Genomic DNA, 10,761 nt, shown 5'->3' with positions numbered 1-10,761 from the left:
TTTCCTATAGCAGGGACGTGGGCAAAGCCCTCGTTCGATCCTCTCCATGAAGAGGAGCCATGGCTTTCAGGCCAAGTTTTATAGCGAATCGCTTCGACTTGAGCAAAGTTTTTTTGCGGCGCACAAAAGCGCTTGCGATCTCTCTTTGTGCAGTGCAACATTTTGCTAGCGCAGCGGCTCCATCATGGATGGTTTTCGCGTGCTAGGCCGCAAGCGGCCTTCCCCATTGCCAGGAGACCCGACCATGTCTTTTTTTGATTCGGAAAAACTGCAAAGCGCACAGAAAGCCAACCTTGACCTGCTGCAGCAGATCAGTGGCAAAGTATTCGAGAGCGTCGAGCAGCTCAGTCAGTTGCAATTCAAGGCGCTACGCGCATCCAGCAGTGAGCAGTTCGACAGCCTACGCAAGCTGCTGTCGGTGCGTGACCCGCAGGCCTTCGCCGAGGCGCAGGCGTCCTTCACTCAGCCAGCTGCTCAGGCAGAGCGCCTGCTGGAGTTCAATCGAGAGGTGTATGACCTGGTCTCCAGCACTCAGGCGGATATCGCCAAGCTTGCCGAACGCCAAGTCGAGGCCGGCGCCAAGCATGTGCGGGAACTGGTGGACGTCATCGCCAAGAACGCCCCGGCGGGCGCAGAGCCGGCGGTAGCCGTCCTCAAGTCGGCACTGGAAAGCGCCGGCAGTGTCTATGAAAGCGCACAGAAAGCGGCCAAACAGGCAGCCGAGATCGCCGAGAACGGCATCGCGGCTGCCGCTTCCGCGGCAGGTCAGGCCACCCGTGAAGCCAGCAAGACTGCGGGCGGGCGCAAGTAAGACAAGGCAACTGCACCAAGGGCGGTGATGGCCTTCATTGGTCATCACCGCCTTTTTTCTTCTGCCCAGAATTGCCGGGCGGAATGCCACCGAACAATCCGAACAAGTTCTGGGTGCCCAGATAGAGCTTCTTCGACTGCTCGACATACTGGCTCATCAGATCCTGCATGACAGGCACCTGCTTGTGCATAAAGTCACTCCAGGCCTGAGAGGATTGCACCCCTGTCTGCGTCTGGATGTCGATCACGGTCTGGATGCTCTTCTCCAGATAGTTGCCGAGCATGCCCTGGAACGGGCCGTAGAAGCGAATGATGCCCTTGAGCATGTCGCTAGAGAAGATCGGCTCGCCGTCGCTTTCCGCCTCCTGAATAACCTGCAGCAAGATACTTCGAGTCAGGTCTTCGCCACTCTTCGCGTCTACTACCTGGAACGGCACTTCATCGATGACCAGTCGACGGATGTCGGCAAGGGTGACATGGGCACTGGTGTGGGTGTCGTATAGGCGGCGATTGGTGTATTTCTTGATCAGGCGTGGAGCACTGCGGTCGTCTTCGGGCATGCAAGGCGTCTCTTCATGAAATGGGCTATGTCAGTTGGCAGCACTATCTTAGGCCTTTCTCATAGATATCCCCACCGACGCCAGCAGCGGGATAGCCATCCCACAGGGATTCCTATCGCAGATCTAGAAGCACGGCATCAAGGGCCGCGAGGCCTCGGTGGGAAACCTCGACCTGCTGCAGACCAACCACGACGAGCTGGCCTTCACCCTCGACAATTCGGCGGCCGATGCACGGAAGGGCGAGACTGATACCGGCTTCAAGTTATCGCCGAAGAAGCTGCACGCCATCATCGGCACCTCCCCAAAACTACACCCAGATCGTCGCGAGCAAGGAATCGAGAATCGGCTCCTGGCCGACCTCAAGGATAAGCTCATCCCCATCAGCGCCGAGGGGCTGCACAGTAGACCCCGGCCCGATCGACCTGCCGACTGCCACCGCCCGAGCCGTGCCGTGCCCCTCTTGCGACAGCCTCAACGCGCTGCTGGAAGTAGAAATGGGCAGGCCCAAGGCGCACATCGGGGCGCCGCTCGACTCACTGCCCCCCTACCCTGCCACCTAGAGCATGACCCAGCACCAACGCCTGACCGAGCGAACCCTGCGCCAGCGACTGCATGCTGATTCGGGGTAGCGTTTTGGTCAGGAAGCGCAGCGCACCTCACCTCACCTGTGTTTGAACGTACCGGCTCACCATCAAAAGAAGAGAGATAGCAGGCCATATTCTCGGGTGGGGCAAAAAGTGGGGCAAAATTCAGGAGCAGTACAAAAGCATCAGGCATAAAAAAATCCAGTCACCGCTAAGTGACTGGATTTTCTAGGGATTTTTGGTCGGGACGGAGTGATTCGAACACTCGACCCCTTGCACCCCATGCAAGTGCGCTACCAGGCTGCGCTACGCCCCGACTGTACTTCCGAGCTCAGTGGCTGTGCTTCCGAAGTGAGCCGCACTATATACTAAGCTTCTGATAAGTGGAAGTTTTTTTTGCTTCCGTCACTTCTTCAGGACCAGCAGGACTTCTTCCAGCTCGGCGATCATCTGGCGGATGAGCTGCTTGTACTGGGTGACGTCGTCCTTGGCCTCGTCGCCGGAGAGGCGCTGGCGCGCCCCGCCGATGGTGAAGCCCTGGTCGTAGAGGAGCGCGCGGATCTGGCGGATCATCAGCACGTCCTGGCGCTGATAATAGCGGCGATTTCCGCGGCGCTTCACCGGGTTGAGCTGCGGGAACTCCTGCTCCCAGTAGCGCAGCACGTGGGGCTTGACCGCGCACAAGTCGCTGACTTCGCCGATGGTGAAGTAGCGCTTGCCGGGAATCGGTGGCAGCTCGTCGTTATGACTTGGTTCCAGCATATGCCTCAACCCTGGCCTTCAGTTTCTGCCCTGGACGAAAGGTGACAACGCGGCGGGCCGTGATCGGGATTTCTTCGCCGGTCTTCGGGTTGCGTCCGGGGCGCTGGCGCTTGTCGCGCAGGTCGAAGTTGCCGAAACCGGACAACTTGACCTGCTCGTTATGCTCCAGCGCCTGGCGGATCTCTTCGAAGAACAGCTCCACCAACTCCTTGGCTTCCCGTTTGTTCAGGCCCAGCTCTTCGTACAGACGTTCCGCAATTTCAGCTTTCGTCAGAGCCCCCATACGCTATTTCCTTAACGTGGCATTGAACCTTTCTTCCAACGACGTGACGATGTTCTGCGTCGTGCTATTGACTTCATCGTCATTAAGAGTGCGCGATGGATGCTGCCAGGTCAAGCCGACGGCAAGGCTTTTTCTATGCGGATCAATGCCTTTACCGTGATACACATCAAACAGCCTGAGGTCCGTCAGCCATTCGCCGGCCGCCGCACGGATTTGTGTCAGGATGTCTTGTGCCGGCACGTCCTGATCCACCAGCAGCGCCAGGTCGCGGCGCACTTCGGGGAAGCGCGACAGCTCGCGGAACTTCGGCAGGTGGCCGTCGACCACTTCGGCCAGCAGCAGCTCGAAGAGGAACACCGGCTGCTCGAGGTCGAGTTTCTTCGCCAATTCCGGATGCAGCGCCCCCAGGTAGCCGACCAGCCGCCCTTCCCGCTCGATGCGTGCGGTCTGCCCCGGGTGCAGCGCCGGGTGCTCGCCGGGCACGAAGCTGAAGTCGCCGAGGGCACCAGCACTGGCCAGCACTGCCTCGACATCGGCCTTGGCGTCGAAGAAGTCCACGCCGTCACGACCATTGGCCCAGCCTTCCGGCAGGCGCTTGCCGCAGATGGCGCCGGCGAGCATGGCTTCCTGCTTCAGGCCTTCCAGTTGACCGACGAAGCGCAGGCCACTTTCAAACAGGCGGACCCGCGACTGCTGGCGGTTGAGGTTGTGCTGCAGCGCCTTGACCAAGCCCGGCCAGAGGCTGGAACGCATCGCCGCCATGTCGGCGGAGATCGGGTTGGCCAGGGTCAGCGGCTGGGTGCCCGGATCGAACAGTTCGAACAGGGCCGGATCGATGAAGCTGAAGGTGATCGCTTCCTGGTAGCCGCGGGCGACCAGCAGGCGACGCAGCAGCGGCAGCGCAGCGCGCGCTTCCGGCTTGTTGTTCGGCGCCAGGCGCGCCTGCGGGTAGCGCACCGGCATGCGGTTGTAGCCGTAGAGACGGGCCAGCTCCTCGATCAGGTCGACTTCCAGGGAAATGTCGAAGCGATGGCTCGGTACGCCGACCGACCACTGCCCTTCCCCGTCGGCTACCACCGTCAGCTCCAGGGCTTGCAGCAGGCGCACGATCTCGGCGGCGTCCAGCGGCATGCCGAGCATCTGGGTCACGCGCTCGGCGCGCAGGGTGATCGGCGCGACCTTCGGCAGGTGCGCTTCGCTGACCTGCTCGACGATCGGCCCCGGCTCGCCGCCGACGATGTCGAGGATCAGGCGCGTCGCGCGCTCCATGGCCTTGCGCGCCAGCTGGCTGTCGACGCCGCGCTCGAAGCGATGCGAGGAGTCGGTGTGCAGGCCATAGGAGCGGGCCTTGCCGGCCAGGGCGATGGTGTCGAAGAACGCGGCTTCGAGGAACAGGTCGCGAGTGCTGTCGCTGACGCCGCTGTGCTCGCCGCCCATCACCCCGGCGATGGCCAGGGCGCGCTGGTGGTCGGCGATCACCAGGGTGTCGGCGCGCAGGGTGATTTCCTGGCCGTCGAGCAGGACCAGCTTCTCGCCGTCCTCGGCCATGCGCACGCGCACGCCGCCGTTGATCTCGGCAAGGTCGAAGGCATGCATCGGCTGGCCCAATTCGATCATCACGTAGTTGGTGACGTCGACCACCGGATCGATACTGCGAATGTCGGAACGGCGCAGGCGCTCGACCATCCACAACGGGGTCGGCCGGCTCAGGTCGACTTTGCGGATCACCCGGCCGAGGTAGCGCGGGCAGGCGGCCGGCGCGGCGAGTTCGACCGGACGGGTCTCGTCGTGCTGCGCGGCGACCGCGTCCACCGCCACCGGCGCCAGCGGGACGTCGTAGATAGCGCTGACTTCGCGGGCCAGGCCGGCGAGCGACAGGCAGTCACCGCGGTTCGGGGTCAGGCCGACCTCGATGGTGTAGTCGTCCAGCTCCAGGTAGGTGCGGACATCCTGGCCGACCGGCGCGTCGGCCGGCAGCTCGAGCAGACCGGCGTTCTCTTCGCTGATCTGCAATTCCTTGGCCGAGCAGAGCATGCCGAAGGACTCGACGCCGCGCAGCTTGGCTTTCTTGATCTTGAAGTCGCCCGGCAGTTCGGCGCCGATCATGGCGAAGGGAATCTTCAGGCCCGCGCGTACGTTGGGCGCACCGCAGACGACCTGGAAGGTCTCGCTGCCGTTGCTGACCTGGCAGACGCGCAGCTTGTCGGCGTCCGGATGCTGTTCGGTCGAGAGCACCTCGCCGACCACCACGCCGCTGAAGGCGCCGGCGACCGGCAGGTCGGCGTCGACCTCGAGGCCGACCATGGACAGGCGAGCGACCAGCTCGTCATGGGAAACCTGCGGATTTGCCCAGCTCCGCAGCCACTTTTCACTGAATTTCATCCTGTTCTCCTAAGGAATCCGGTTGCGTTCTGGCCTAGCGGAATTGTCCGAGGAAGCGCAGATCGTTATCGAAGAACAGACGCAGGTCGTTCACCCCGTAGCGCAGCATGGCCAGGCGCTCGGCGCCCATGCCGAAGGCGAAGCCCTGGAATTTCTCGGGATCGATGTTGGACATGCGCAGCACGTTCGGGTGCACCATGCCGCAACCCATGACTTCCAGCCAGCCGGTCTGCTTGCACACGCGGCAGCCGTTGCCGCTGCAGATCACGCACTGGATGTCCACTTCGGCCGAGGGCTCGGTGAAGGGGAAGAAGGACGGACGGAAGCGCACTTCGAGCTGCTTCTCGAAGAAGGCGCGGAGGAATTCCTCGATGGTGCCCTTGAGGTCGGCGAAGCTGACGCCCTCGTCCACCAGCAGGCCTTCCACCTGGTGGAACATCGGCGAGTGGGTCAGGTCGGAGTCGCAGCGGTAGACGCGCCCCGGGCAGACAATGCGGATCGGCGGCTGCTGGGACTCCATGGTCCGCACCTGCACCGGTGAGGTGTGGGTACGCAGCAGCATGTTCGCATTGAAATAGAAAGTATCGTGCATGGCACGCGCCGGGTGGTGGCCCGGAATATTGAGCGCCTCGAAGTTGTGGTAGTCGTCTTCGACTTCCGGGCCTTCGGCGACTTCGTAGCCGATGCGGCTGAAGCACTGCTCGATGCGCTCCAGCGTGCGGGTGACCGGATGCAGGCCGCCGCTCAGCTGGCCACGACCAGGCAGGGTGACGTCGATGCGCTCCGCGGCCAGCCGGGCGGCCAGCGCGGCCCCTTCCAGCTCGGTCTTACGCGCGTTCAGCGCATCCTGGACCTTTTCCTTGGCCACGTTGATCAGCGCGCCGACCTTCGGCCGCTCTTCGGCCGGCAGGTCGCCCAGGGTCTTCATCACCTGGGTCAGTTCGCCTTTCTTGCCGAGGTAGTGAACCCGGATCTGCTCCAGGGCATTGACGTCTTCGGTGTGTCGCACAGCCTCCAATGCTTGAGAGACCAGCGCATCCAGGTTTTCCATGTATGGACTCCAGATACAAAATAGGGGAAGAGCGGTAAGGCTCTTCCCCTATCGGTGACGTTACGTCCGGACCGAAGTCCGGTGATTGTCGTAGGGCTTAAGCCAAGCTTGCCTTCGCTTTCTCGACAATCGCGGTAAACGCCGCTTTTTCGTTCACTGCCAGATCGGCCAGGACCTTACGGTCGATCTCGATGGCCGCCTTTTTCAGGCCGGCGATCAGGCGGCTGTAGGACAGACCGTTCTGACGAGCACCAGCGTTGATACGGGCGATCCACAGTGCGCGGAACTGACGCTTGCGCTGACGACGGTCACGGTAGGCGTATTGGCCAGCCTTGATCACCGCCTGCTTGGCAACGCGGAACACGCGCGAGCGTGCACCGTAGTAGCCCTTGGCGAGCTTCAGAATTTTCTTGTGACGACGACGGGCGATAACGCCACGCTTAACACGAGCCATGAATTAATCCTCTACCTTAATAATCAGCGCAGACGCAGGGAGCGTTCTACGCGCGCAACGTCAGACTTGTTCAGCATCGAGGTGCCGCGCAGTTGACGCTTACGCTTGGTGGTCATCTTGGTCAGGATGTGGCTCTTGAAGGCGTGCTTGTGCTTGAGGCCACCAGCAGTCTTCTTGAAGCGCTTGGCCGCGCCACTTTTGGTCTTCATCTTTGGCATGTTCGGATACTCCGCATTGAGTGATTACGCATAACCGCAAGGCCTGCCAGTGCCCTGGTGGTTACTTTTTCTTCTTGGGAGCGATGACCATCATCAGCTGGCGTCCTTCCAGCTTAGGATGCTGCTCGACGGTGCCGTACTCCACGAGGTCGGCTTCGACCCGCTTCAACAGCTCCATCCCCAGCTCCTGGTGAGCCATCTCACGGCCGCGGAATCGCAGGGATACCTTGGCCTTGTCCCCTTCACTAAGGAAACGTACCAGGTTGCGTAGTTTTACCTGGTAATCCCCTTCTTCCGTCCCTGGACGAAACTTGATTTCTTTGACCTGCGCCTGCTTCTGGTTCTTCTTGGCGACCGCAGCCTGCTTCTTCTTCTCGAACAGGTGCTTGCCGTAGTCCATGATGCGGCAGACAGGAGGCACCGCGTCGGCCGAAATCTCAACCAGGTCCAGCTTCGCCTCTTCGGCTAGGCGGATCGCCTCATCGATCGAAACAACACCAACCTGCTGGCCATCAGCTCCAATCAACCGTACCTCACGAGCCGAGATGTTCTCGTTGATCGGGGGTTTCGGTTGAGCTCGCTTATCCTGTCTCATTTCACGCTTAATAATGATTACTCCGAGTCTTGGCGACCACGCCGGGAAACCGCCTGTGCCAACAGCTCAGCGAACTGGGTGACGGGCATGGAGCCCAGGTCTTCCCCTTCGCGCGTACGCACCGCGACGGCCTTCGATTCAACTTCCCGATCTCCAATAACCAAGAGATAGGGAACCTTGAGCAAAGTATGCTCGCGGATTTTAAAGCCGATCTTCTCGTTTCTCAAGTCGGACTTGGCACGGAATCCGCTTTCCCCGAGGATCCGCACCACCTCGGCGGCGAAATCGGCCTGCTTGTCGGTGATGTTCATCACCACCGCCTGGGTCGGCGCCAGCCAGGCCGGGAAGGCTCCGGCGTAGTGCTCGATGAGCATGCCGATGAAGCGCTCGAAGGACCCGAGGATCGCGCGGTGCAGCATCACCGGGCGCTTGCGGTTGTTGTCCTCGGCGATGTAGCTGGCGTCCAGGCGCTCCGGCAGGTTCGGGTCGTACTGCAGGGTGCCGCACTGCCAGTTACGGCCGAGGCAGTCCTTCAGGGTGAACTCGATCTTCGGCCCGTAGAACGCGCCCTCGCCCGGCTGGTACTCCCAGGCCAGGCCGGATTCGTTCAGCGCATCGGCCAGCGCGCCTTCGGCGCGATCCCACAGCTCGTCGGAACCGACGCGCTTGGCCGGACGGGTCGACAGCTTCATGGCGATGTCGGTGAAACCGAAGTCGCGGTAAACCTGCAAGGTCAGCTTGATGAAATCGGCCGCTTCCTTCTTCACCTGCTCTTCGGTGCAGAAGATATGCGCGTCGTCCTGGGTAAAGCCGCGTACGCGCATGATCCCGTGCAGCGCGCCGGACGGCTCGTTGCGGTGGCAGGCGCCGAACTCGGCGAGGCGCAGCGGCAGGTCGCGGTAGGACTTCAGGCCCTGGTTGAAGATCTGCACGTGGCACGGGCAGTTCATCGGCTTGACCGCGTAGTCGCGGCTTTCCGAGGAGGTGGTGAACATGTTCTCGGCGTAGTTCGACCAGTGGCCCGAACGCTCCCAGAGGATGCGGTCGACCACCTGCGGGGTACGCACTTCGACATAGCCATGGTCGCGCTGGACCTTGCGCATGTACTGCTCGAGCACCTGGTAGACGCTCCAGCCATTCGGGTGCCAGAACACCATGCCCGGCGCTTCTTCCTGCAGGTGGAACAGGTCGAGCTGCTTGCCGATGCGGCGATGGTCGCGCTTCTCGGCCTCTTCGATGCGCTGGATGTAGGCCGCCAGTTGCTTCTTGTCGGCCCAGGCGGTGCCGTAGATGCGTTGCAACTGCTCGTTCTTCGAGTCGCCGCGCCAGTAGGCGCCGGAAATCTTGGTCAGCTGGAACGCCTTGAGGAAGCGGGTGTTCGGCACGTGCGGGCCGCGGCACATGTCCACGTACTCCTCATGGAAGTACAGGCCCATGGCCTTCTCGTCCGGCATGTCGTCGATCAGGCGCAGCTTGTAGTCTTCGCCACGGGACTTGAACAGCTCGATGACCTCGGCGCGCGGGGTCATCTTCTTGATCACGTCGTAGTCCTTGTCGATCAGCTCGCGCATGCGCTGCTGGATCGCCGCCATGTCCTCGGGGGTGAAGGGGCGCTCGAAGAAGATGTCGTAGTAGAAGCCTTCCTCGATCACCGGGCCGATGACCATCTTCGCGGTCGGATAGAGCTGCTTGACCGCATGGCCGACCAGGTGGGCGCAGGAGTGGCGGATGATCTCCAGTCCTTCCTCGTCCTTGGGCGTGATGATCTGCAGGGTCGCGTCGCGATCGATGGTGTCGCAGGCGTCGACCAGGCGGCCGTCGACCTTGCCGGCGAGGGTCGCCTTGGCCAGGCCCGCGCCGATGGATTGGGCCACCTCGGCCACGGAGACCGGGTGATCGAAGGAACGTTGACTGCCGTCGGGAAGAGTAATGATGGGCATGGCGCCTCCTCTCCTAGTGGTGACCCCTACCAAAGGCCACGTGGGTTGGGATGTGCCAGTAAGCGTCGCCCGCCGGGCCGGCCTGCCTCACAGTGGCAGGCGCCTTGCGGCACCCCTGCGCCGAAGCGCGCGGACGGAGATCACTGGGAATGGATACTGACGAAAAACGCCGGAGCTGATCCGGCGCGAAGCGCCCATGATAAAGCATCCGCGGCGAGCTGACGAGCGGTCAGTTCGCCCGGCCTCGCTTCAGGACGTTTCCACGTCCGGCGCAACGCCATCGACGCGCGCCAGGAACTCCAGTACCGACCGGTTGAAAGCCGCCGGACGGGTGGCATTGAGGCCATGGGACGCGCCCTGGATGCGTTGCAGCTCGGCGCGCGGCAGGGCCGCCGCCAGCGCCTCGGCGGTGGCCGGGAATGGCAGCGGGCTGCGTTCGCCATTGAGGATCAGGCTCGGCAGGTCGATCGAGCGCAGTTCCGTCAGCGCCAGCGCCGGCGGCTGGTCGGCCACCTGCCCGACCAGGGTCATGGCGTTGTCCAGGGTCATTCGGCGGAACGTCGCCGACGAGCGTTTCCATACCCCGGCGCCGCTCACCGTATCGACGAACAGTTCCAGTCCCCGTTCCGCCTCGCCGCCACGGATCAATTCGAGCGCCTGGCGCCGGAACTGGTTGCGTTCCAATGGTTCCTCGGGCGCAGGCAGGCCGGCGTGGGCGTAGACCTCGGCGGCATAGTCGCCGCCGGGATCGGCCAGGCTCAGCGAACGCAGGGCGTCCGGAGCGGCCAGCGCCAGGCGCAACGCCAGGTTGCCGCCACGGGAATGGCCGAGCAGGTGTACCGGCTCGCCGAGCCGCTCGACCAGCGCCAGCAGGTCGGCGACGTGGCGGGCGCTGGTGAAGTCCGCGCCCTGCCCGTCCCAGCGCTCGGGGTAGTAGTGACGCAGGCTCGGCACGATCAGCCGGTGGCGCTCGCCGAGGCTGCGCAACTGCCATTGCCAGTAGCGGTAGTCGCACAGCGAACCGTGGACCAGTAGCACCGGCGTGCCCTCGCCCAGGTCCTGATAGACCAGTTGATACCCATCCACCTCGAACGAGGCGAGTTCGCCACTCATGCACGCAAC

The 10,761-nt window shown here is 62.6% G+C and carries 11 protein-coding genes and 1 tRNA gene; 1 reads left to right on the top strand and 11 read right to left on the bottom strand.

What is annotated here, in order from left to right; genetic code table 11:
* Positions 1-244: 244 nt before the first annotated feature.
* Positions 245-811, top strand: a complete 567-nt coding sequence (locus tag JHD77_RS02945; protein ID WP_031690871.1) for a phasin family protein — start codon at positions 245-247, stop codon at positions 809-811.
* Between the two features lie 34 nt (positions 812-845).
* On the opposite strand, the gene phaR is transcribed toward JHD77_RS02945, so the two are convergent.
* From phaR to JHD77_RS02890, 11 genes are all read right to left on the bottom strand, one after another.
* On the bottom strand, positions 846-1,370 hold the full coding sequence (gene phaR, locus JHD77_RS02940; RefSeq protein WP_031690869.1) for a polyhydroxyalkanoate synthesis repressor PhaR: 525 nt from the start codon (positions 1,368-1,370) through the stop codon (positions 846-848).
* Positions 1,371-2,193: 823 nt separating this feature from the next.
* A tRNA-Pro gene (locus JHD77_RS02935) sits at positions 2,194-2,270 on the bottom strand.
* 89 nt (positions 2,271-2,359) lie between these two features.
* The gene (locus tag JHD77_RS02930) at positions 2,360-2,716 is read right to left on the bottom strand and encodes a MerR family transcriptional regulator (RefSeq protein ID WP_003090655.1); all 357 of its coding nucleotides are present in this window, start codon (positions 2,714-2,716) and stop codon (positions 2,360-2,362) included.
* Positions 2,697-2,999 (bottom strand): integration host factor subunit alpha, encoded by a 303-nt coding sequence (ihfA, locus tag JHD77_RS02925; RefSeq protein WP_003090661.1) that lies wholly within the window; start codon positions 2,997-2,999, stop codon positions 2,697-2,699. The genes JHD77_RS02930 and ihfA overlap by 20 nt, the downstream gene beginning before the upstream one ends.
* Positions 3,000-3,002: 3 nt before the next feature.
* On the bottom strand, positions 3,003-5,381 hold the full coding sequence (gene pheT / locus JHD77_RS02920; RefSeq protein WP_031755495.1) for a phenylalanine--tRNA ligase subunit beta: 2,379 nt from the start codon (positions 5,379-5,381) through the stop codon (positions 3,003-3,005).
* Positions 5,382-5,415: 34 nt separating this feature from the next.
* Entirely contained in the window at positions 5,416-6,432 is a 1,017-nt protein-coding gene (pheS, locus tag JHD77_RS02915) for a phenylalanine--tRNA ligase subunit alpha (protein WP_003090666.1), read from the bottom strand.
* A 97-nt stretch (positions 6,433-6,529) separates the two neighbouring features.
* Positions 6,530-6,886 (bottom strand): 50S ribosomal protein L20, encoded by a 357-nt coding sequence (gene rplT, locus JHD77_RS02910; protein WP_003099086.1) that lies wholly within the window; start codon positions 6,884-6,886, stop codon positions 6,530-6,532.
* A 23-nt stretch (positions 6,887-6,909) separates the two neighbouring features.
* Positions 6,910-7,104, bottom strand: a complete 195-nt coding sequence (gene rpmI, locus JHD77_RS02905) for a 50S ribosomal protein L35 (RefSeq protein ID WP_003090673.1) — start codon at positions 7,102-7,104, stop codon at positions 6,910-6,912.
* 61 nt (positions 7,105-7,165) lie between these two features.
* Entirely contained in the window at positions 7,166-7,717 is a 552-nt protein-coding gene (infC, locus tag JHD77_RS02900; RefSeq protein ID WP_003119938.1) for a translation initiation factor IF-3, read from the bottom strand.
* Positions 7,717-9,639: a threonine--tRNA ligase gene (gene thrS / locus JHD77_RS02895; protein ID WP_003090677.1), complete on the bottom strand. Its 1,923-nt coding sequence runs from the start codon at positions 9,637-9,639 to the stop codon at positions 7,717-7,719. The genes infC and thrS overlap by 1 nt, the downstream gene beginning before the upstream one ends.
* A gap of 249 nt (positions 9,640-9,888) precedes the next feature.
* Complete coding sequence (locus JHD77_RS02890) at positions 9,889-10,752, bottom strand: alpha/beta fold hydrolase (RefSeq protein WP_024928562.1); 864 nt, start codon at positions 10,750-10,752, stop codon at positions 9,889-9,891.
* Between the last annotated feature and the right edge of the window lie 9 nt (positions 10,753-10,761).

This window comes from Pseudomonas sp. P20 (assembly GCF_016463925.1).
Classification (GTDB): Bacteria; Pseudomonadota; Gammaproteobacteria; order Pseudomonadales; family Pseudomonadaceae; genus Pseudomonas; species Pseudomonas aeruginosa.
Note: the sequence above shows the minus strand (reverse complement) of the source record. Positions and strands in the feature narration are given on the sequence as shown.

What these genes read in the sequence shown, in the direction of transcription:
- JHD77_RS02945 (WP_031690871.1), top strand. Translation starts at nt 245, where the DNA reads ATGTCTTTTTTTGATTCGGAAAAACTGCAAAGCGCACAGAAAGCCAAC.
- phaR (WP_031690869.1), bottom strand. Translation starts at nt 1,370, where the DNA reads ATGCCCGAAGACGACCGCAGTGCTCCACGCCTGATCAAGAAATACACC.
- JHD77_RS02930 (WP_003090655.1), bottom strand. Translation starts at nt 2,716, where the DNA reads ATGCTGGAACCAAGTCATAACGACGAGCTGCCACCGATTCCCGGCAAG.
- ihfA (WP_003090661.1), bottom strand. Translation starts at nt 2,999, where the DNA reads ATGGGGGCTCTGACGAAAGCTGAAATTGCGGAACGTCTGTACGAAGAG.
- pheT (WP_031755495.1), bottom strand. Translation starts at nt 5,381, where the DNA reads ATGAAATTCAGTGAAAAGTGGCTGCGGAGCTGGGCAAATCCGCAGGTT.
- pheS (WP_003090666.1), bottom strand. Translation starts at nt 6,432, where the DNA reads ATGGAAAACCTGGATGCGCTGGTCTCTCAAGCATTGGAGGCTGTGCGA.
- rplT (WP_003099086.1), bottom strand. Translation starts at nt 6,886, where the DNA reads ATGGCTCGTGTTAAGCGTGGCGTTATCGCCCGTCGTCGTCACAAGAAA.
- rpmI (WP_003090673.1), bottom strand. Translation starts at nt 7,104, where the DNA reads ATGCCAAAGATGAAGACCAAAAGTGGCGCGGCCAAGCGCTTCAAGAAG.
- thrS (WP_003090677.1), bottom strand. Translation starts at nt 9,639, where the DNA reads ATGCCCATCATTACTCTTCCCGACGGCAGTCAACGTTCCTTCGATCAC.
- JHD77_RS02890 (WP_024928562.1), bottom strand. Translation starts at nt 10,752, where the DNA reads ATGAGTGGCGAACTCGCCTCGTTCGAGGTGGATGGGTATCAACTGGTC.